The following is a 22,290-nucleotide window of genomic DNA, read 5'->3' on the forward strand; positions in this document are numbered from 1 at the left end:
ACAAAAAATAAAAAGGAGCAATCAAAGATTTCATAAAATACTTTATGGACGCGATAGAATATCACGGCCTCTGGTCTACAATGACAGAGTTGTGTCAAACCCTTGATTGGTTGCAAAATAATCTCAGGCTTCGATTCTAAGCTGATTTAAGGCAAAAAAGCGCTGGCCTTAGATGTATTGCAGCATGAGTATGTTAGTATTCAGCCCAAATTGTTCATAGTGAATGTATTTTTCACTGTATAGAGAAGACGGATATGGCTTTTGATTTTTCTAAAATGACTGTGGATTTATCGGCAATGCCGACAACAATTGATATGGGCCACGCTTGGTTAGGCGGGCTGGTATTAGTGTTACTGGTTTTATATATCGCCAAAAAAGGCAAATCAGTTGAAGTCGAAAAGATTGTCGAAAAAGAAGTCGAAGTAGAGAAAATCGTCGAGGTTGAAAAACCAGTTGAGAAGATCGTAGAAGTTGAAAAAATTGTCGAAAAGATTATTGAAGTAGAACCAAAACTGAAAACGGCAACGCCTGATGCCGCGCTTCAGCTGCTTTCCCTGCTTCAGCAAGAAGCACGTTTTATTGATTTCATGCAAGAAGATCTAAAAGGTTTTGCTGATTCTGAAATCGGTGCAGCTGCACGTGTTATTCACGAAGGCGGACAAAAAGTTCTTAATGACTACTTCTGCTTTGCCCCTATTCGCTCTGAAGAAGAAGAGACCCGCATCACCCTGCCACAAGGTTTCAATGCCTCTGAAGTGCGCCTGACAGGTAATGTGGTTGGCGAAGCACCTTTCACCGGAACCCTTATCCACCGCGGCTGGAAAGTGACCGTAGTTAAACTGCCTAAACTGGCTGAAGGTCACGATGCACACATTGTTGCCGCCGCTGAGGTAGAACTGTAATGCAAGAAACTCAAGAACATCGTTATAGCGTTGGTATCGACTTAGGTACCACCCACTGCGTATTATCATATGTCGATCTGCAAGACGAAGAAGCACAAATAAACGTCATGCCGATCGCCCAACTTACCAACCCGGGTAATGTTGAAGAAAAAGACCAGCTACCATCATTCATGTATCAGGCTCACGAATCAGAGCTTGCAGAAGGTGATACGGCACTACCATGGAATGCTCAGCCAAACGCAATCGTTGGTGCCATGGCCCGTACGCTGGGCAGCAAAACACCAATCCGCCTGATTGCCAGTGCAAAAAGCTGGCTATGCCATGGCGGTGTAAACCGTCGTGACGCATTCCTTCCACTTAATAGTCCGGAAGAGGTGGCGAAAGTTTCTCCATTAGATGCGACTCGTAACTACCTTGAGCACCTGGCTGAAGCGTGGAACAACCAGCATCCTGAAACCCCGCTGTTTGAACAAGACGTCACGATTACTGTTCCAGCTTCATTTGATCCGGCAGCCCGTGACCTGACAGCAGAAGCTGCACGCAATGTTGGCTTCAAGCACATGACCCTGCTGGAAGAACCACAAGCTGCGGTATACAGCTGGCTTAAGAATAACGACGATACATGGCGTGACCAGGTGTCTGTCGGTGATGTGATCCTGGTTGTTGATATCGGTGGTGGTACTACTGACTTGTCATTGGTTGCAGTTACCGAAGAAGACGGCAACCTGACTCTAAACCGGGTTGCTGTTGGCGATCACATCCTTCTGGGTGGTGATAACATGGATCTGGCTCTAGCTTACCGCCTGAAAATGAAGCTGGCTCAAGAAAGCAAACAGCTTCAACCATGGCAGATCCAAGCAATTACTCATGCTTGCCGTGACGCTAAAGAAGCACTACTGAGTGATTCAGAACTTCAGGCTGTGCCAATCGTAGTTCCAAGCCGAGGCTCAAAACTGCTTGGCGGCACCCTGCAGACCGAACTGACTCAAGAAGAAGTTCAACAAACACTGGTTGAAGGTTTCTTCCCTCGTAACAGTGTCGAAGAACATCCGGTTGAAATGCATCGCGGTGCGCTGACTCAAATGGGTCTACCTTATGCGCAAGATGCCGCTGTGTCTCGCCATGTCGCTGGTTTCCTTAGCCGCCAGTCTTCGGCGGTTGATGAGTTGTTTGAAAAATATGAACAAGTTCATGAAGGCTTTATCCGCCCGACTGCAATTCTGTTCAACGGTGGTGTGCTAAAATCTCAGCTGCTGTCTGAGCGCCTTCTTTCTATCATCAACAGCTGGCTGACAACTGCCGATAGCCCTGAAGCAAAACTGCTGTCAGGTGTAGATCTTGACCTTGCTGTAGCAAGCGGTGCGTCTTACTACGGTTCTGTCCGTAGAGGTAAAGGCGTTCGTATCCGTGGTGGTATTGCAAGCAGCTACTATGTAGGTATCGAAAGCTCGATGCCGGCAATTCCTGGTATGGAACCTCCGCTGGAAGCACTGTGTGTTGCACCATTTGGTATGGAAGAAGGCACTCACGCCGATGTTCCTAGCCGTGAGTTTGGCCTGGTTATTGGCCAGCCGGTTCAGTTCAAATTCTTTGGTTCAACAGTCCGTCGTGATGACCCGGCCGGAACCCACCTTGACTGGTGGCAGCCTGAAGAGTTGGAAGAACTACCAGCAATCCAGGTTACTCTGCCAGTATCTGAAGGCCGTACAACCGGAGAAATCGTCCCTGTTCGCCTCGCCTCGCGGGTGACAGAACTAGGCACCCTCTGCCTTGAAGCTATCCCTACTGATGGCGGCGAAAAATGGCAGGTTGAATTCGACGTACGCGAAAAATAAACCCTACCCTATTACGGCGCATCCACGATGCGCCGTGATTTTTTTGGAGTAATAGATGTCTTCCCCTCGTTATCTTGTCGGTATCGATTTAGGTACAACTCACACCGTTGTCGCATACACCCCAATAACCGACGACCTCGAAACAAGCCCTATCAACATCTTTGAAATCGACCAACTGATTGCACCAGGCGAAGTTGCGAGAAAGCCCCTACTACCTTCATTCCGCTACCATCCAGCTGTCGGAGAAATCACCCCGTCAGAGCTGGTATTGCCCTGGGATATCGAACCTGTGCTAGGTGATATCGACAATGCCATTATTGGTGAATTTGCTCGTGAACTTGGTGCCAAAGTTGAAGGTCGTCAGGTTGTCAGTGCCAAAAGCTGGCTTTCTCACACAGGTGTTGACCGTAGTGAGCCCATCCTGCCATGGTCTTCGAACAGCAATGTAGACAAAGTTTCGCCTGTTATTGCAAGCGCCAGCTACCTTAACCATGTTCGTCAGGCATGGGATTACCATCATCCGAATGCAAAACTGAAAAATCAGGAAGTGGTTATTACCGTTCCAGCATCTTTCGATGAAGCCGCTCGGGCATTAACGCTCGAAGCCGCAGCTATGGCTGGCTTACCGAACATACTGCTACTCGAAGAGCCACAGGCCGTTTGCTACGACTGGTACGCAAAGAATAAAGCTGACGCAGAGGAACTACTTAAAGATATTCCTCTGCTGATGGTGTGTGATATCGGTGGTGGTACAACGGATCTGAGCCTGATAAAAGTCAGCACAAAAGAAGACAAATTGACACTGGACCGTATAGGTGTCGGCGATCACCTGATGCTTGGCGGTGATAACCTTGATCTGGCCCTGGCCCATAAAGCGGAACAACGGCTACATGGCGGTGCTAAAAAACTCAGTGCGGCCGGCCTGTCCAAACTGATCCAGCAAACCCGCAAAGTTAAAGAACAATTGCTGTCTGGCAATGCACCAGAAACAGCTAAAGTGACCTTACTGGGTAGCGGTTCAAAATTGATCGGCGGATCAAAGAGCATTGAGCTAACCCGTGAAGAAGTACATAACATTGCCCTTGATGGCTTCTTTCCGAAAACAGAATATAAAGATCAGCCAAGCCACCGTCAGGCAGCGGTTGTGGAGTTTGGCCTTCCCTACGCAGCTGATCCGGCCATCAGCAAACACCTTGCGCAGTTTATTGATTTGCATGACAAGGTTTGCCGTGAAGCCCTAACAACCAATGACGTCACCATTGGTGACAACCAGCCAGCCATTCCTGCGGCAATATTGCTTAATGGTGGCGTCTTCAATAGCCCGATACTGGCGGAGCGCGTACTGAATACCTTTTCACTCTGGAAAGGTGACGACGTCACAGAATTAAAGAACCCGCATCCGGACCTGTCTGTTGCCTATGGTGCTGTAGCTTATGCAAAAGCTCGTCACGGTGCTCAACTGAAAATTGGTGGCGGTTCAGCCCGCTCCTTCTTCCTTGCTCTCGATGACAAAAAAAAGACCAAACAAGGTATTTGCATCCTGCCAAAAGGAATTGATGAAGGGGCAGAGATCAGATTTAAAGATCGTAAGTTTGCCTTAACACTTGGCGAGCCGGTTCGTTTCAACCTTGTCTCATCAACCGATGATGATTACACCCAAGCCGGCAAGCTATTTAATATTGATAGTGAAAGCTTTGTCTCTTTGCCACCTTTTATCGCGACGCTTGACAGTGAGCGTGATCGTGCTGAGCTGGCAGCCAACCAGAAAGATCGTGAAGAAGTCACCCTCGCCTGCCAGCTAACTGAAGTAGGTACCCTGCAAATTGAGTGTGTGAGCGTGAACGATGAAGACAAGCGCTGGAAAGTTGAATTTGCCATTCGTAAGGATTTAGCAAAACTCCAGCGTGGTCATGAAGGCTCAACCCTAGCTGAATCCGCATTACCGGCCCGAATTGGCGAAGCAATTGACGCTATCAAGCTTGTCTATGGTGGCAGTACCAAAAATGTCGACAACAAGGCCATAAAAACGCTTCGCAGTAATCTGGAAAAAATGCTGGGTAAACGAGACAACTGGGAAACTCCTTGCCTGCGTGAGCTGGCCAATGCGCTGCTGGACAGTAAAAAACGCCGTCGCCGTTCTGATCTTCACGAACGCAATTGGCTTAAGCTAACTGGTTTTGCAATGCGACCAGGGTTTGGTTATCCATCTGATGACTGGCGTATGGAGCAAGTGTGGGCGCTGTACCAACACAGTATTCAGTTTGATAGTAATACCCAGACCTGGAGTGACTGGTGGACTTTCTGGCGACGTATCGCCGGAGGCCTAAGCCAGGAGCAACAGCTCGTGATATTTAAAGATATAGCCAAGTACATCAACCCGAGCGCCCTGCGTAACGGCAAGCTCAATAAAGAAATGAATGAGCGCAGCTACGAAGATATGGTTCGCCTTGCAGCATCTTTGGAACACCTACCATTTGATAAAAAGCTTCAGCTTATCGAGTGGCTTTTTGGCCGATTGCAAAAGACTCAGCACGCACAGGCACACTGGTGGGCTATTGGCAGAATCGCTACGCGAAGTCCGTTCTACGGCAGCGCCCACAATCTGCTGACACCACAACATATTTCCTACTGCCTGCCGGAGCTGATGGATTTCGACTGGCGAAAAGAACCTTACATCGCTTTTGCAGCCGTAATGATGTGCCGAATGACAGGTGACCGTGCAATCGATGTTGATGAACACAACCGAGCCGAGGTCATCGCTAAACTTAAGGCAAGCAAAGCACCTCAAAGTTGGATAAAAATGGTATCGGAGGTCAAGATCCTGACTGAATCCGAAACCAAACGTGTATTCGGTGATGCATTACCTTCAGGATTACGCTTGCTCGATTAAGGTTCTGTTAGGGTTCGGGCTGTTAATCTCAAAGCATAAAATTTCCTGTATTCCCTGCATTGACTATCCTGCAGGGAATTTTATGTGTTTAGTGAGTATTAGCATGACCCGTACACAATTTAAGATAATTGCTCAGCGAATTTTTAAATCAGAAAATCAGCGTGTCGCTGTTGAGGCAGTGATCTTTGATGGCCTATCCAGCTATGAAGCTGAAAAACGCTTTGAGGTACCCAAAGGTACACTGTCGCGTAATGTAAGAAAATACAAAAACGAGATCGATTATCTTAAAACAGTTGTAGCCGCCTAACAGTCGACGACATTTATCTGATCGAACAACGGAGAGCCAAGCTCTCCGTTTTTTATTAAGCATACCAAACTGAACAATGACCTAATCCAATCAGAGCGTTCTCAGCCGTTTGAAAACAATTCCATTTGGTATCACTTCCAACTAGTCCGATAAACTCAGATCATCGCTAGACCTTAATTTGCTGCACAGGAAAAACAAGCCGCCACTCATTAATAACAAGCCTGTTTGCGTAAGCACCCCCAAACTCAAATAGGTTTGTAATGGCACTTCACTCTTCAAAATCATCACTGGCAATGAGTAAATCCCACTCAGAAAGTCGCTTATGATACTGGTATCAAAAACTATATAAGTCGTGAGCTTCAGGACAATAACAGCAACGATAGCAGTAATAAGCGGATGGTTCGTCAGTTGAGAAATCACCAGTAAAACACAAGCAATCGGCAGCAATGACAGACTAATTACAGCCAATCGGCCAATAAAGCCCAGCCAGTGCCACAGCATAGCAGGCATAGTAACTGAAAATGAGGCCATAACCTCATCCGTCATCAACCATTTTGCCAACAACCAAACAATGGCATCAGAGAATAAAAGCAGGACAGATGTAATTAAAGGAATTATCACCAAGGCAAAAAGCAATTTAGCCACAATAGCAAATTGATCTGAAACGGGAACTAAGCGCCAGAACATCAAACTTCCTTCCTGACGTTCTTTGCGTAATGTTTTAGGTATATACACCATAAACAGCACAAGAAAAACCAAGCCCGAAATCATCTCATTCAGCTTTCCGATCAAACCCGCATATGCCGTGGATGCCACATCAAAGGCAAAACCGCCCATTGCTGATGTTTGCACAGTAAAGCTAACATTGTCTCCACTAGCCACCAGTGCAAAGTTCAACACCGCAAACAAAGCAATCACGAACGGCAACTTTAATACAATTCGATACTCAATAAGCTCTTTTTCTATCAAGCAAAGCAAGGTTTTCATGCATCAACCTCCAGCTGTTTTGCGATAAAGATATCTGCAAGATTGGTTTTTGTGACCTTACCGAATTGCTTTAAACTTTCTCGGCTCATGTCCTCAAACAAAAATAAATGATCATTACTTCGCGGTTTATGATAAACAGGTGATAGAGCCAATGCATTTTCTAAAGCTTCCGGAGTGGTCGTCAGAGATATAAACCGTGTTTCAAGTTCCTCTACACTGGCCTGCAATACCGGACGACCTTTTTTCAAAACCAGAATGTCAGTAAGGAGATCTTCAATTTCAGCTAATTCATGGCTTGCTATTATAAGTGCGCGATCACCGCTAGCAAACCAAGTCATCAGACTACGGTAAAATTTCTCACGATGTATCAAATCTAAACCAAGTGTCGGCTCATCAAGAATAAGAACCTTAACGTTAGTTGCCATAACCAACGCAAGATGTAATTGCACTTTCATTCCTTTCGAGAGGTTCTTAATTCTACTGGAAAAATTTATATCTGTTTCTTCTAAAAGAAGGTTAGCTTTTTCCTGATCGAATGACAGGTGGGTACCTGCCATATACTTTATAATTTGACTGACTTTCATCCAACCAGGTAGAACAGCCACATCCGAAATATAAGCCAGATCTCTGACAATTTTCACTCGCTCTTTTATCGGGTGAAGGCCAAAAACCGATAACTGTCCGTCGTAATTTTGTGAGCCTAATATCGACTTAATTAATGTTGATTTACCTGCACCGTTATGTCCAAGCAAACCAAGGACTTGGCCTGGACGCAATTCAAAACTGACATCTGTCAGTGCTTGATGTCGCCGATATGACTTTCCTAGCTGTTTGGCTTTAATCAATAATTCCACAAACAATTACCCGCTGTTTATATACTCCGGGAATAATACCAAAAGATAGTGTGAATTAATAAGCGCCGACAGTTATGCCAGCGCATAATGAAAATATTTCATAAATGATAATGACAAAAGTTTATACCTCCGTCAAAAATCGGCAGGAAAAGCAGCTAAGCAAATTCTCTGTGTCGAACTCGTGTTGCTCACGAATACAAGAGCGAAACCTCAGCCTAAACTGTTAAGCTGAAATTAATGAGAAAACAAGCACATCTTATTCTAAAGAGGTGAGTCGTGGTGTCTATTTGAAACCAATATCGTTTCTTTGGGTGTACGCAACCTTACCACCGCCAAAAGCAGTACATTGTTTGAATGCTACTCAGTATCCATTGATGCAATTGTGTTACAGCTAATAGAAACTCTATCGCTTTAAAGCAATCAATTAAAGAATTGATATGATGATGTTCAGAAGTAAGTGTTACCTATTACAACATCTACCATACCCAACATAATGATGGGTTTATGCATTAGATGTAATAATAACCATATTAGTAGTAACGCTTTACTCGTCGTTACCTAAAAGTTCATCAGGATGAACACCATCCTTTTCCATCAAAGCTAATATTTCAGTCATGCGTACTTGCCGTGCTTCTTCTTTAAACTCATACAACACGGCAATCAAATCATTGATCTTTTGCAATGGAATACGTTTAATGACAGCCTTCTGACGGCCTGGTACTTCATCAGCAAAGTCGATCAAAATTTTTCGGTAATCAACTCGCTCTTCTTTCATCGTACCGGTCGTAGAATCAACGTTTTTTAACATCGCAGACAGAGCTTTTTCTGCCGCTGCAAAACTATCCATGAAATATACCTCTTAAATCATAAACCAACGTGTAATTAGCAAGCCAATAAATAGATTAAACGTTTTTATTAAAGTGGCCTTGAGACAATAATCACGCGGTTAAACTTTTTTGCTCACAAAGAAAGACAACCTCATTAGAAAGTCAGAGGTTGATGACTGTCTGTCAATTAACATCAGTAATGATTGCGATCAGTAGTCACACTCTAATTATAATGGAAATTTGCGGCTACGTGGCCACCAGACTGTCTCACAGGCTGATAATACCTCTAGACGACTATCATGTGAACTCAAATTTAATGAATTTCATCAATTACACATGCAAAATTGTGTTCGTTAAGACACTATTCAGCCTCATTGTAAACATTTTGGTTCAAATGAAACAGATTGGCAACAGCTAAGATAGCTAAAATTCACACTTTCGCCCCTTAACCCCACTAGCAATAGCCGCCACTTATAATATGCCGAATGTGCAACGATTTAATAATATGTTAAATCTTGTATCCCGTTTCCATCGTTCAACGCTGCCCCCACCCTCTTATTTATTATTTCTTATCCATGATTTTCATCTGACTCAGATCTTTGTGCTCTGCCTGCATACTTTCCCACCTTTCATACTAGCGAACTAAGGGTTTTAAATGAAAACTGTTAGTGTAATTCACTAAAAAAGCCGATCACGTCTAATTTTGACGTTGTAGAGCCTAGATGCATCCATTTGATTTGCTAATCCAAAGGCACTTCACCGTATAAAAAGACACCGCTATAAAAGTAAAGATGCCAAGGGTAAGTGCACCATTAGCCTTTTGCCATTTATGTTACGGTGATCATATTTTTATTTTGCGTTGCCTTCTCATTGCTGATAACCTTTTTATGTCAATAAGTTAGTATCAATAAGGCCTTTTGGCGGACATTAGCGCAGTCTGGTAGCGCACTACTCTGGGGGAGTAGGGGTCGCTGGTTCGAATCCAGTATGTCCGACCAAGAGGCCTTATTTTTTCAACACTCCCCAGCCTCTTTCTCGTTTTCTCTTATACCCCCCTCTAACTGATCCCCTCCTTTTATATTGCAAGAAAAAAAACTATTCCAAATGTTAAATCTTGCTATGAATCCAAGATTCATTTTCACAGGATATGAAATTGATTAGGCTCACAGTAAGATAAAAACAGAATCATAACGGAGGTATCAATGAGCCAAATTCCGGTCTGCGAGAATTGCGGTCAATCAGATGAATATTTAATGTCAGAAGATAATATTTATATCTGTGTTTGTGGACATCAGTGTACAAGCAGTACTTCAAATGAAGTCTCTCAAACGATTAACCTATATTATCTCAATCATGTTAAACCTGCTTTCAACCACTAATCTGCTCACAAACAAAAAGTGAATTAAGCAACTCTTATAGCTGCACTACATATGACTTCCTCCCCCTTCTTTTACTGACGGGGGAAATTCAACACAGCAATCATATATAAGCAATATTTCAACCACCGAGCAAATGCTCATCAAGCTAACTCGTTCTCAAATGATGAGAAAACAGCTCACAAAACAAGCACATGATAATATTATGTGACAAGGCAGACCTGCCAAACAGGTTGATATTTCGATAATAACGGTTAATACCGAGTTAAATCTCCATCTTTTATTTAAAGAACACCGTTCACATAACCAAGTCCAAAAACACCGTTTCTTTGTTTTAAGTTGTTGTATAAAAATGATATTTAATAACAGCCAGCATACCGTTTACATTTTTTGCATAATCTCCATAGCAAAAATGTGATAGGGATCACACTGGCTTTGCGGAGTTTCATGCTAACTTTCAACGCCTTACTCAGATGAAACATCCGATTCTATGTTTCACAATTGTAAATGCAACCAATGGCTCATATTGGTGTGTTCACAAACTATATAAATATAAATCCAGAATCACTTCCACGAACTGTCACATAAATGGACGTTCCGGTTCTCTCGGCCAATCTCGGACTGGCTGAGCTTTATTTACAGGAAAATTGTATGAGTGTAACTAACGAAACTTGGTTAACATCGCTAAATGACGGCTTAATGTCGGTCATCGGCGCGGTTAATGGTATTCTATGGGGCCAACTACTTATTTATCTACTTGTTGCAGTAGGCGTGTATTTCACCTTACGTCTCGGCTTCATTCAAATCCGCCAATTTAAACACGCTGTTACCGTGCTTAAAAGTGGCACTGATGTTGACAGTGGCATCAGCTCTTACCAAGTATTTTGTACATCAATGGCAGCCCGGGTCGGTACAGGTAACATGGCTGGTGTTGCAGTTGCCTTAACTGTCGGCGGACCTGGTGCAATCTTCTGGATGTGGGTTATCGCCCTGTTCGGTATGTCGACCGCTTTCATCGAATCAACTTTGGCCCAGATCTACAAGACTAAAGACGTTGACGGCCAATACCGTGGCGGTCCTGCCTATTACATGGAAAAAGGCTTAGGTATGCGTTGGATGGGTTCACTGTTCTCAGTGTGTCTCATCATCGCTTTTGGCCTGGTATTTAATGCTGTTCAAGCAAACACTATTACAGATGCCCTAAACCACTCTTTCGGTATTGATGAAACCTACATGGGTATGCTGATCGTTGCTGCCTCTGCATTTTTCATTATGGGTGGTCTACGCAAAGTAGCTGCAGCATCTGCCCGCATTGTTCCAGTCATGGCTGTTGGCTACCTGGCGATCGCACTGATCATCGTTGCAATGAACATCACAGAGCTACCAGCCGCACTTGCATTGATTGTTAAAAGCGCATTCGGCTGGCAGGAAGCTGCAGCTGGTGGTGTTGCGTACACTATCGCTCAGGCAATGCAAAGCGGTATTGCTCGCGGTCTATTCTCGAACGAGGCTGGTATGGGTTCTGCGGCTAACGTAGCAGCAAGTGCAACACCAAATCCAAACCACCCTGCTTCTCAGGGTTTTGTTCAAATGTTAGGTGTTTTTGCTGATACCTTGGTAATCTGTACTGCATCTGCTGCAATGATTATGCTTTCTGGCGTAATGGATCAACCTGACGCAGCATCCGGTATTGGCTTATTACAACAGGCATTAACTAACGAACTGGGTAGTTGGACAACCTACTTTATGGCTGCCGCAATCCTGCTGTTCTGCTTCTCATCTATTATAGCGAACTACACCTATGCTGAAACGAACATCATGTTCCTAAACGGCAACACCAAAAAAGGACTATTTGCTTTCCGTCTGGTTGTTCTTGCAATGGTAATGTTTGGTTCAGTTGCATCACTACCTGTAGTATGGAACCTTGCTGATGCTTCAATGGGCCTAATGGCACTCATCAATATTGTAGCACTGGTTATGCTGTCTAAGCTTGCTATCAAAGTAATCAAAGACTACGAAATGCAGCTAAAAGCTGGAAAAACACCAGAATTCGACCGTTCTAAGTTCCCAGAACTAGACGAGCTTGACGGTGCATGGCACCCAGAAGGTACAGACCCAGTTGCTGTAAGCAAATAAGCGTAACAACACTCTTCATAAATCAACGCCCCGCTTTTAAAGCGGGGCGTTTTTTATTATCGTCACACACCGGACATTCTCGACTATCATAAGAGACGGCAGCTTAAGAATGACAATGAATGATAACCACCAACTAAAGTAAGTGGTTTAAGGATGAAAAAAAGGCAACCGAGGCTGCCTTTGGTATCCGTTTAAATGCAATTACGCCCCTTGTTGGCTAATCGCACTGTCAAATAAGTTTTTAACTAGCCCAATATAATCTTCAAGAAATGCAATCTGTTCATTTGTCGGACAACGATGCCAAGCGCCCGCTAGCACTTCTGACAAATCTTCAACAACCGCATCCGCTTCTTGCATCAACTTAAAACGAAAATCAGCTTCAATATCAGGGTTTTGTGAGAAAACCGCCATTAAATTGGTTGCTATCATATCAGTAACAACATCTTCTACTGTTTCACTACCACCGTCTGTATTTGCATTTTCAAACAAAGACAGATGCTCAGTAAAATATTCTATCAACGCATGATAGCCTTCAGACTCAACAACCATATAAATTCTTTGGGTTCGTTATAATTTGTTCCAATTCTAAGAAGAATGAGCGGAATTACAATACTCTAAATCGATGTTCTTGCTCTCGATCAAAATGATAAATAAACTACCACATATAACTTGTTGTTAAATATTGACAGTTTTCAAAAAAGTACAACGGTCTTTATATCCCTTTTGAGCATAAATTGTTGTTTAATTTCGACCATTCTGCTTAGACCTATACAGTGCCGTATCCGATAGTTCCAGCCACTGTTCATAATTTTCAATCCAAGGAGCCCACTCACAAAGTTCCAGGTTTATTGTGATATTAATCTGCCTGACATCCACTGAAACAGAGGCTTCTTCTATCCTGCCACGTAAGCGCTCTGTAAAATAAAGCCCAGGCTCGGCAGTTGCACCGAGTAAAATCACGTCAAACTTCTCAGCCAGATACGCCTCCCAATGACCACAATAGCTATACCTCTTAGCCATTTTTAACGGACTAATAATAATCAATTCTGGTCAAATTTATATTCACTGTTTATGAAAGTTATTTAATAAGTGTGCTAAATCGTCTTTTTGCCGTTTAACTTTATGGTTATCAATTTAAAGCGACTGTAATACAATCTCGTTTCTAAATGATAACGATAAGGACTAGCCTTCAATGAAAGTCATCCGATGGGTTCTCGGGCGGGTAATTCTGCTACTTAATGGTGTATTTTCTCCTAAGCCACTCAACCGAACCGATAGTGAGCAGCAGAAAATTAATGATTCTATGAGTCAATTGCAGCTTTATCAATTTGATGCCTGCCCTTTCTGCGTCAAAGTCAGGCGTGCAGCCAAACGTCTGAACTTGCCACTTAAAACCAGAGATGCCAAGCAGGCTCAATGGGAGCATGAGCTTGTCAACGGTGGCGGTCGACGTAAAGTGCCATGCTTACGGATAGAGAAAAACAACGGAGAAGTCGAGTGGATGTACGAATCCAATGACATAATCCAATATCTCGAAAAGCGTTTCGCCTGATCACGAAGACATATTTAACCCGTTTTCTTGCTCAAAACGGGTTTGCTGACTTAACGGCATCTTATTTTTACAGGCTGCACAAGTATTTACTGTTTAGTACAACAGTGTTTCAATCGCTATTGACAAGAACAGCAGTTTATAAACAGTGAACCACATCAATTAGCTTTCTGAATGAGTGTGCATTTATTAGCATTTTCGAGTTTTTAATGACACACTGCCAATTATTGCAATATAGACACCCGAGCATTCAATGAAGAAAACGAAAACCATCACTACTGACGACATTTTGTTGAAACTATGTCAGTCAATCTCAAATGTATTAACCACTGCCACTGATAGCCAAATCGGCTATTCAGCGATGGTTCAAAAAATCAATAAGACAAGCCTAAAGCCAGATATCGGCTGCTTTGTACTTTTTGACGGCGGATTTACCGGCCTGGTTGTCACCAACTTCTCACAGCAGGCCGCGCTAGAGATTTACCAGAACTACATGTTGAAGATGGGCATGTCACAAGATGACCTTGCCATTCACCATACAGCTGACGAAGTTTCCGACGTATTAGGTGAACTCATGAATCAGGTTGTTGGTGACTTCACTGGCAAGATCCGTCGTGAGCTGCGTATTTCGATTACCCAGAACCAGCCCAAAATGCTGGCTCTTAACAAGCAGATTTTACTGTCTGTTGATACAAACCTGGATCGCCCTCAGGCTCGTCGCGTTAGCTTTACCACTGAAAATAACAACATTTTCTATCTGGAACTGGCGATGGATAAAACTGAGTTCATTCAGCTTGAAGAGTTCGAACAGCAAGACGAAGTTGATCCGGATGCAATCATCGAAAACGCGAAGAAAGACCAAGCAGGCAAGAAACAAGCCGATGATACTGTAGACGTAGATTTAGACTTGCTTGACGAGCTAGGTATCTAAATTCACGCTATCCGTCGCGATACTAACCTGATCTATCTGTATCCATATACCAGAGCAAATAGATATAAGATCAGGTTAGTTTATTACTTCTTTGACACTCCCGCCTATTCCACTTTGCTAGACTTTGAATCGTCTTCGCTGCCCACGAGATCTGATTTATGCTGAGTCTGCGTGTCATCTCTTGCTTTGCCATTATTGCATCAATTGCAACCTTAAGCGCAATTGTGCATACAAAGAAAACAACTTATGGCAAACTCAAAAGTGGCGATGTCATTACTGTGAGCCTAGATCAATTGCTTCCGACCCAAGCAGTATTAAGCTACGACCGGGAATATGCCAACCTTGCCCGTTATAACAAAAACCAAAAACAAATGTATAACGACCTTTGTAAGGCAAACGGCGCCAAAGGCATCAAGAAATGGAGCGAAGACTCCAAGCCAACCGACCCATCATCGTATCAGTGTAAAGCCAAATCAGGCACCCTCAGCGACGCCTTGAGCACTGTTATTATTGGTCCCGAAGACGGAATGCTATTTCTCACGAAAGGACACCATACCCTCTCGACATTCTGGGATATGCCTAATGGTGGGATAAGTGTTCCGATAATGGTCAAAGTGACGCACAATCTTGTCGGCTCTGCCGATGATTTCTGGGCTGAAATGAACAACGACCATGAAGTCTGGCTCATTAGCGCCAAAGGCAAGAAGCTAGATGTCGACGACCTGCCGCAGTATATAGGGCGTAAGCAACTGAAAAACGACCCGTACCTTTCGCTGGTCTATTTTCTGGAAGGGATCAGCTATTCCTCTGCTAAAGCAAGAAAAAATCAGAACAAAGAATCAACACCTCCCTATTTTGAACTGAACTGGGCGCTGACACTAAGAAAGTACATGAAAATATCTGACTACGACTTAAATGTACCCGATGAGTACGCGACAGCCTTAGCTGAAGCCGCAACTGTCATGGTTGATATGCCTGATGATGAAATCATAGGGAAGTCAGATAAAACAGCCAAAGAAATGGGAAAGTTTAAAACAGTCGACAGCAAAGCTCTCGAACACCTGATTACGAACAAAAAATCAGACTTCAATTATGCATTAGCGTACCGATTGGAAAAAAAAGAAAAATCCACGCCTAAACGTCTTCTGGAAAACGAAGAAAAAGATAAAGATAAAAGCAAAAAAAGCTCAAACAAAAAGGCCGAGTAGCTCAGCCTCTTTAGCTATCTGTTAAGTTTCAGAAGGTCTACGAAAGTTCTTAGCAAGAAAACTATCAAGCTTATTGGCAAAGTTCTGGCGGTCAGCTTGATTCAACGCAGCAGGGCCGCCCGTTTGAATACCGCTGCTTCGCATGGTTTCCATAAAATCACGCATTTGCAGCCGTTGCTTAATCGTATCTTTGGTATACATTTCACCACGCGGATTCAGGGCGTGTGCACCTTTGGTGATCAGCTCATCAGCCAGAGGGATATCGGCAGTTATCACCAAATCTCCGACTTCAGCTTGCTGAACAATATAGTTATCAGCAACATCAAATCCAGACTCAACCTGAATTGATTTAATATGCGGAGATGGCGGAACACGAATAAACTGGTTAGCCACCAGCGTTACCTTTACCCCTACCCGGTTAGCAGCGCGAAAAAGAATGTCTTTAACGACATTCGGACAAGCATCAGCATCAACCCAAATTTTCATTCATTACTCTCGTTAGCTAAAGATAAAACTAATAGGTATAAAAAAGCCGCCTTAAATGGCGGCTTTAAAAGATATTACCATTGATATAATGATTAACCTAGCAGGCCTTGCTTACGTAGGTATTCTTCATAAGTACCGTGGAAATCTTCTACGCCATCTTTGGTGATCTCGATAATACGTGTCGCAATCGAAGAGACGAACTGACGGTCGTGAGAAACAAACATCAGTGTACCTTTAAAGTTCTCCAACGCCAGGTTCAATGCTTCAATGGATTCCATATCCATGTGGTTAGTTGGTTCATCCATAAGCAGAATGTTTGGTTTTTGCATAATCAGCTTACCAAACAGCATACGACCTTGCTCACCACCAGAAATCACTTTTACCGACTTCTTAATATCATTTTGTGAGAACAACATACGACCAAGGATGCCACGAACAGTCTGCTCGTCATCACCTTCTTTCTTCCACTGGCCCATCCAGTCAAGCAGAGTCATATCTTCTTCGAAATCAGCACTGTGATCCTGAGCGTAGAAACCAATATTATTGTTTTCTGACCACTTGATCATACCTTCCATTGGCTCCATCTGGCCAGCCAACGTATTAAGGAAAGTTGATTTACCGATACCGTTTTGACCGATAATCGCAATACGCTCACCCACTTCAACCAATAGCTTCACACCATTAATCAAAATGTTCTCACCGTAACCCTGTTTTAGGTCTTCAACTTCTAACGCGTTACGGAACAGTTCTTTTTCCTGCTCAAAACGGATAAACGGGCTCTGACGGCTTGATGCTTTTACTTCATCAAGCTGGATTTTGTCTAGCTGCTTCTGACGAGAGGTTGCCTGTTTTGCTTTAGATGCGTTTGCAGAGAAGCGACTTACGAATGTCTGCAAATCCGCGATCTGTGCCTTTTTCTTGGCGTTGTCAGCGAGTAAGCGCTCACGTGAAGCTTCTGCCGCCGTCATGTACTCATCATAGTTACCAGGGAACAAGCGAAGTTCACCGTAATCCAGATCCGCCATGTGCGTACATACGCTATTTAGGAAGTGACGGTCGTGCGAGATGATGATCATTGTACAGTTACGCTCAAGCAGAACCTGCTCAAGCCAGCTGATTGTGTGGATGTCCAGGTTGTTCGTTGGTTCGTCAAGCAGCATGATTTCAGGGTCAGCGAACAGAACCTGAGCCAGAAGTACTCGAACCTTAAGACCCGGTGCAACCGCACTCATCAGGCCGAAATGCTGCTCTTCAGGAATACCCAGACCTAGAAGTAGTTCACCTGCACGAGCTTCAGCAGAGTAACCGTCCATTTCTGCGAATTCGGTTTCAAGATCCGCCACTCGCATACCGTCTTCTTCGGACATTTCCGGCAAAGAATAAATACGGTCACGCTCTTCCTTCACTTTCCACAATTCTTTGTGGCCCATGATCACAGTATCAACAACTGTGTACTCTTCGAACGCAAACTGGTCCTGACCTAGCTTCGCCATACGCTCGTTAGGATCGGTTGAAACAGTACCTGCAGACTGCTCAAGCTCGCCACCCAAAATTTTCATGAATGTCGACTTACCACAGCCATTAGCGCCGATAAGACCGTAGCGGTTACCTTCGCCGAATTTAACTGAGATGTTTTCAAACAATGGCTTATCGCCAAATTGCATTGTGATGTTAGCTGTTGAAATCAATGTACTGTTCCAATATAGATTTATCTATCGAGCATTAAAAAAGCCGCCTTAATCAGGCGACTTTTCTCTGAATTGGCGTGGAGTATATCAGATTTAGTGACATACATCACCCCTATCCAAACTGAACCATATCAGATAAAAAAAGCGCCGATATACGGCGCTTTTTTCATTCAGCTTCAGGATTATTCCCAATCAAGAATTACTTTACCAGACATGCCGGAACGCATGACATCGAAGCCTTCCTGGAAATCATCAATCTTGAAGTGGTGTGTGATGATTGGAGTTAGGTTCAAACCAGACTGAATCAAACTTGCCATCTTATACCAAGTTTCAAACATTTCACGACCATAGATACCTTTGATAATCAAGCCCTTGAAGATAACCTGATTCCAATCGATACCCATATCTGATGGCGGAATACCTAGCAGTGCAATCTTACCGCCATGGTTCATGCTAGCTAACATGCTGTTAAACGCAGATGGGTTACCAGACATTTCCAGACCGACATCAAAGCCTTCTGTCATACCCAGTTCTTCAATCACATCTTCCAGCTTCTCTTTCGCCACATTTACAGCGCGGGTCACACCCATTTCACGAGCTAGATCCAAGCGATACTCATTCACGTCAGTAATTACAACATGACGAGCACCAACATGCTTAGCAACCGCAGCAGCCATAATGCCGATTGGGCCTGCACCGGTGATCAGAACGTCTTCACCAACAAGGTCGAAAGACAGTGCTGTGTGAACCGCGTTGCCAAACGGGTCGAAAATTGACGCCAAATCATCAGAAATGCCATCAGGGATCTTAAATGCGTTGAATGCAGGAATAACCAAGTATTCGGCAAACGCACCTTCGCGGTTTACACCAACACCGATAGTATTACGGCAAAGGTGTGTACGGCCGCCACGACAATTACGGCAGTGACCACAAGTAATATGGCCTTCACCGGATACACGGTCACCAATCTCGAAACCACGTACTTCCTGACCGATACCAACAACTTCGCCTACGTATTCATGGCCGACAACCATTGGAACAGGAATCGTTTTCTGAGACCACTCATCCCAGTTATAGATATGAACGTCAGTACCGCAAATTGCGGTTTTCTTGATACGGATAAGCAAGTCGTTATGACCAATCTCTGGCTTATCCACTTCTGTCATCCAGATGCCTTCTTCAGGATTCAGTTTAGATAGAGCTTTAATTTTCATGGCTTTTATCTCAACAACGTTATTGGATTAAAGATATCAGGAACGAGCTACAACTTTTTTTGTAGGTGTACATTCTTCCCGTCCCTGTCTTAAAAATGTTCAAATAAGCATATTGAGCGCTTAAATGATGCCCATGTCTTTACCGACTTCAATGAAGACGTCAATGGCTTTGTCCAGCTGCTCACGAGTATGCGCTGCAGACATCTGAGTACGGATACGAGCCTTCCCTTTTGGCACTACAGGGAAAGAGAAACCAACCACATAGATACCTTTAGCCAGTGCACGCTCGGCAAACTCAGCAGCGACTTTCGCATCACCCAACATGATTGGAATGATAGCGTGATCAGCACCCGCCATAGTAAAGCCAGCTTCTGTCATACGGCTACGGAAGTGAGTCGCGTTATCCCATAGTTGATCGCGCAGAGAACCACTTTCTTCAAGCAGATCTAGTACACGAAGTGAAGCAGTAACGATACCTGGCGCAACAGAATTTGAGAACAGGTATGGACGTGAACGCTGACGCAGCCAGTCAATGACTTCTTTCTTACCGGAAGTGTAACCACCAGATGCACCACCCATTGCCTTACCAAGCGTACCGGTGATGATATCAATACGATCCATAACGTTATGGTATTCGTGAGTACCGCGACCGTGCTCGCCCATAAAGCCAACAGCGTGCGAATCATCAACCATGACTAATGCATCATACTTATCGGCCAAATCACAGATAGCAGGCAGGTTAGCAACTACACCATCCATAGAGAACACGCCGTCTGTCACAATAAGCTTATTGCGAGCACCCGCTTCGTCAGCGGCAATCAACTGTTCTTCCAGTTCTTGCATGTTGTTGTTTGAGTAACGGAAACGTTTTGCTTTACACAAGCGAACACCATCAATGATAGATGCATGGTTCAACGCATCTGAAATGATAGCGTCCTCCGCATCCAGGATAGTTTCAAACAGACCCGCATTAGCATCAAAACAAGATGTGTACAGAATAGTGTCTTCCATACCCAAGAAATTTGACAATTTACGCTCAAGTTCTTTGTGAATGTCTTGTGTACCGCAGATAAAGCGTACAGACGCCATACCAAAGCCATGTTTGTCCATACCGTTCTGAGCGGCTTTAATCAGCTCAGGATGGTTAGCAAGACCAAGGTAGTTGTTGGCGCAGAAGTTGAGAACTTCTTCACCAGATTGAATAGCAACGGCTGCCTTTTGGGCAGAAGTGATAACACGTTCGGATTTATATAAACCTTCAGCTTTTACTTGTTCAATTTGCTGATTGATTCGGTCGTAGAATGCAGCTGACATGATGTTCCTCTCAACTCTAACTTTAGTAGATACGACACAATCATCGTATTCACCAAGTAAATTCCATATAGTCAGGGTAGGTAATTTGCCTGAAAAAATATACATTTATCAGGATCTTTGTTCTACGCCCATTCTAATTCAAGTGTAATCAGACTATTATCCCCTGACTGGGAAAAGGACTCTTGAACTATGGACACAAATAAACTGATTGCCCTGATGCCGGAACTGGCTGTTTTTAAAATTGTCGTTGATGAAGGCAGCTTTACTGCCGCAGCCAAAAAGCTTGGAGTTACCCCGTCGGCACTAAGCAAACAGCTTTCCCACCTGGAACATGCACTGTCGGCCAAACTACTGGAACGTACCACCCGTAAACTGGTTATTACCGAATCAGGAAAAGGGATCTATGATCAGTGCAGCACAATACTGGAAGCAACAAAGCAAGCCGTTGAATACACCAGCTCTGAGCACACGACACCTTCAGGAACACTAACGGTTGCTGCCCCAAAAGCATTTTTGAGTATCGTACTGCAGCCACTTGTCACTCCGTTTCTTACCCAATATCCGGATATTGAATTGAAGCTCAAAGCCTCCGACGGGGACATTGACCTTATCTCGGAAGGTATAGACGTGGTTTTCCGACTAACTGAAAAACCGACTGAAGGCCTGGTACTGAAACAAATGGGCAAAGTCAGCCTGAGCCTTTGCGCCAGCCCCGACTACCTCAAGCGACGCGGTACACCCAAAGCACCTACAGACTTACTTGAACACGACTGTATCTACCTGGGAGAAACAGCCACCGACCATATCTGGGATTTTGTCAAAGACGATCAATTCCACACCATCCCGGTTAAGGGCCGTTATGCGGTGAATCACTCGCAAATGCGCTTGAACGGCGTACTGGATGGGCTTGGGATCGGTATCTTCCCCGACTTCGTTATTAAAAAAGCACTGGAAGATGGAACTGTCAAAGAAGTGCTAAATGACTGGACAATCAAAGGCAATTACCAGGGCGATATTGCGCTTCAATTTGCTCAGACCAAATTTATGCCTGCCCGCTTACGCGTATTTATAGACTATGTTTCAGAGCACTTGTATCAGTACACAGTTCATTAATTGTCAATTAGCTACAAGATGACCAACATTCGGAATAAAACCACCCCAATCTTGCCGATGAGCAATAGACTATACTGTTTCTAGTTATTTAGTTTGGTATCAACGGTGAACCACTATTGATCTTTGCCATCAAGTTCACCGTTTTTACTCGTACTAAAACACGGCACTCAGGAGGACAACAATGAAAGCATTTCTTTATTGTTTGTACTCAGCATTCATCCTATTCAGCGCATCAGGCTTCCCCTACCCTATAGATTCAATCCACTGGAACCATCGCAGTATTGTCCTGTTTGCGCCAGAGAAGGATGAACATGTTCAGGCATTCATCGTGGAAACATTAATGAATGATTGCTTGCTGCAAGAAAGGGATATCAAAACCGTCATCATTACCCGAGATGGGTTCAATCAGCCCGCCAATTTATTCAGTCCTGAAGACATTCTGTTACTGAGGAAAAAATACAACATCAATAGTGATGGCCACACCACGATTCTGATCGGCAAAGACGGCCAGGAAAAATACCGCTGGGGAGAAGAAACAAACTGGCTTTATATCACAGAGCTCGTTGATAAAATGCCACTCAGAAAAGTCGAAATGGCATCCCGCCCGAGTCGCTGTTCGGCCTGATCTACGCCTCCTTGTCTACTCCGTCCAATTTTTCACCAAGGAGGATTT

The 22,290-nt window shown here is 44.0% G+C and carries 19 protein-coding genes and 1 tRNA gene; 11 read left to right on the top strand and 9 right to left on the bottom strand.

Going from position 1 to position 22,290, the window contains the following annotated elements:
• Nucleotides 1-275: 275 nt before the first annotated feature.
• The 4 genes from Q0852_RS05775 (at nucleotide 276) to Q0852_RS05790 (ending at nucleotide 5,934) form a co-directional block, all read left to right on the top strand.
• Nucleotides 276-902 (top strand): DUF2760 domain-containing protein, encoded by a 627-nt coding sequence (locus Q0852_RS05775; protein WP_299015594.1) that lies wholly within the window; start codon nucleotides 276-278, stop codon nucleotides 900-902.
• Nucleotides 902-2,737: an Hsp70 family protein gene (locus tag Q0852_RS05780; RefSeq protein ID WP_299015162.1), complete on the top strand. Its 1,836-nt coding sequence runs from the start codon at nucleotides 902-904 to the stop codon at nucleotides 2,735-2,737. Before Q0852_RS05775 ends, Q0852_RS05780 begins: the two co-directional genes overlap by 1 nt.
• Nucleotides 2,738-2,792: 55 nt before the next feature.
• Nucleotides 2,793-5,627, top strand: coding sequence for an Hsp70 family protein (locus Q0852_RS05785; RefSeq protein ID WP_299015165.1), 2,835 nt, complete (start codon nucleotides 2,793-2,795; stop codon nucleotides 5,625-5,627).
• A 103-nt stretch (nucleotides 5,628-5,730) separates the two neighbouring features.
• The gene (locus Q0852_RS05790) at nucleotides 5,731-5,934 is read left to right on the top strand and encodes a hypothetical protein (RefSeq protein ID WP_299015168.1); all 204 of its coding nucleotides are present in this window, start codon (nucleotides 5,731-5,733) and stop codon (nucleotides 5,932-5,934) included.
• A gap of 141 nt (nucleotides 5,935-6,075) precedes the next feature.
• Here the strand turns inward: Q0852_RS05790 and Q0852_RS05795 are convergent, their stop codons facing one another.
• From Q0852_RS05795 to Q0852_RS05805, 3 genes are all read right to left on the bottom strand, one after another.
• Complete coding sequence (locus tag Q0852_RS05795; protein ID WP_299015170.1) at nucleotides 6,076-6,921, bottom strand: ABC transporter; 846 nt, start codon at nucleotides 6,919-6,921, stop codon at nucleotides 6,076-6,078.
• Nucleotides 6,918-7,775, bottom strand: a complete 858-nt coding sequence (locus Q0852_RS05800; RefSeq protein WP_299015173.1) for an ABC transporter ATP-binding protein — start codon at nucleotides 7,773-7,775, stop codon at nucleotides 6,918-6,920. Before Q0852_RS05800 ends, Q0852_RS05795 begins: the two co-directional genes overlap by 4 nt.
• A gap of 544 nt (nucleotides 7,776-8,319) precedes the next feature.
• Complete coding sequence (locus tag Q0852_RS05805) at nucleotides 8,320-8,622, bottom strand: hypothetical protein (RefSeq protein ID WP_299015176.1); 303 nt, start codon at nucleotides 8,620-8,622, stop codon at nucleotides 8,320-8,322.
• A gap of 901 nt (nucleotides 8,623-9,523) precedes the next feature.
• Between Q0852_RS05805 and Q0852_RS05810 the strand changes: the two genes are divergently transcribed.
• Both Q0852_RS05810 and Q0852_RS05815 read left to right on the top strand, forming a co-directional pair.
• Nucleotides 9,524-9,600 (top strand) — tRNA-Pro (locus Q0852_RS05810).
• A 1,029-nt stretch (nucleotides 9,601-10,629) separates the two neighbouring features.
• Nucleotides 10,630-12,114, top strand: a complete 1,485-nt coding sequence (locus Q0852_RS05815) for a sodium:alanine symporter family protein (protein ID WP_299015179.1) — start codon at nucleotides 10,630-10,632, stop codon at nucleotides 12,112-12,114.
• Between the two features lie 201 nt (nucleotides 12,115-12,315).
• Here the strand turns inward: Q0852_RS05815 and Q0852_RS05820 are convergent, their stop codons facing one another.
• Nucleotides 12,316-12,663, bottom strand: a complete 348-nt coding sequence (locus Q0852_RS05820) for a DUF3802 family protein (RefSeq protein WP_299015182.1) — start codon at nucleotides 12,661-12,663, stop codon at nucleotides 12,316-12,318.
• 192 nt (nucleotides 12,664-12,855) lie between these two features.
• Nucleotides 12,856-13,134, bottom strand: coding sequence for a diguanylate cyclase (locus Q0852_RS05825; RefSeq protein WP_299015185.1), 279 nt, complete (start codon nucleotides 13,132-13,134; stop codon nucleotides 12,856-12,858).
• 172 nt (nucleotides 13,135-13,306) lie between these two features.
• On the opposite strand from Q0852_RS05825, the gene Q0852_RS05830 reads away from it, so the two are divergent.
• The 3 genes from Q0852_RS05830 (at nucleotide 13,307) to Q0852_RS05840 (ending at nucleotide 15,802) form a co-directional block, all read left to right on the top strand.
• Nucleotides 13,307-13,666, top strand: coding sequence for a glutathione S-transferase N-terminal domain-containing protein (locus Q0852_RS05830; protein ID WP_299015188.1), 360 nt, complete (start codon nucleotides 13,307-13,309; stop codon nucleotides 13,664-13,666).
• A gap of 250 nt (nucleotides 13,667-13,916) precedes the next feature.
• Nucleotides 13,917-14,594, top strand: coding sequence for a DUF3334 family protein (locus Q0852_RS05835; RefSeq protein ID WP_299015191.1), 678 nt, complete (start codon nucleotides 13,917-13,919; stop codon nucleotides 14,592-14,594).
• 158 nt (nucleotides 14,595-14,752) lie between these two features.
• The gene (locus Q0852_RS05840; RefSeq protein ID WP_299015194.1) at nucleotides 14,753-15,802 is read left to right on the top strand and encodes a ParB/Srx family N-terminal domain-containing protein; all 1,050 of its coding nucleotides are present in this window, start codon (nucleotides 14,753-14,755) and stop codon (nucleotides 15,800-15,802) included.
• Between the two features lie 21 nt (nucleotides 15,803-15,823).
• Here the strand turns inward: Q0852_RS05840 and Q0852_RS05845 are convergent, their stop codons facing one another.
• From Q0852_RS05845 to Q0852_RS05860, 4 genes are all read right to left on the bottom strand, one after another.
• The gene (locus Q0852_RS05845) at nucleotides 15,824-16,288 is read right to left on the bottom strand and encodes a YaiI/YqxD family protein (RefSeq protein ID WP_299015196.1); all 465 of its coding nucleotides are present in this window, start codon (nucleotides 16,286-16,288) and stop codon (nucleotides 15,824-15,826) included.
• 92 nt (nucleotides 16,289-16,380) lie between these two features.
• Complete coding sequence (locus tag Q0852_RS05850; protein WP_299015199.1) at nucleotides 16,381-17,976, bottom strand: ABC-F family ATPase; 1,596 nt, start codon at nucleotides 17,974-17,976, stop codon at nucleotides 16,381-16,383.
• A 182-nt stretch (nucleotides 17,977-18,158) separates the two neighbouring features.
• A complete protein-coding gene (gene tdh, locus Q0852_RS05855) occupies nucleotides 18,159-19,190 on the bottom strand; it encodes an L-threonine 3-dehydrogenase (RefSeq protein WP_299015202.1) in 1,032 nt (343 codons plus the stop codon).
• Nucleotides 19,191-19,310: 120 nt separating this feature from the next.
• Nucleotides 19,311-20,504, bottom strand: a complete 1,194-nt coding sequence (locus Q0852_RS05860) for a glycine C-acetyltransferase (RefSeq protein WP_299015204.1) — start codon at nucleotides 20,502-20,504, stop codon at nucleotides 19,311-19,313.
• Between the two features lie 189 nt (nucleotides 20,505-20,693).
• Between Q0852_RS05860 and Q0852_RS05865 the strand changes: the two genes are divergently transcribed.
• Together Q0852_RS05865 and Q0852_RS05870 are read left to right on the top strand one after the other, a co-directional pair.
• Nucleotides 20,694-21,617: a LysR family transcriptional regulator gene (locus Q0852_RS05865; protein WP_299015207.1), complete on the top strand. Its 924-nt coding sequence runs from the start codon at nucleotides 20,694-20,696 to the stop codon at nucleotides 21,615-21,617.
• 181 nt (nucleotides 21,618-21,798) lie between these two features.
• Nucleotides 21,799-22,242, top strand: coding sequence for a DUF4174 domain-containing protein (locus Q0852_RS05870; RefSeq protein WP_299015210.1), 444 nt, complete (start codon nucleotides 21,799-21,801; stop codon nucleotides 22,240-22,242).
• Nucleotides 22,243-22,290: the final 48 nt, after the last annotated feature.

It is taken from the genome of uncultured Photobacterium sp. (genome assembly GCF_947502415.1).
Taxonomy (GTDB): Bacteria; Pseudomonadota; Gammaproteobacteria; order Enterobacterales; family Vibrionaceae; genus Photobacterium.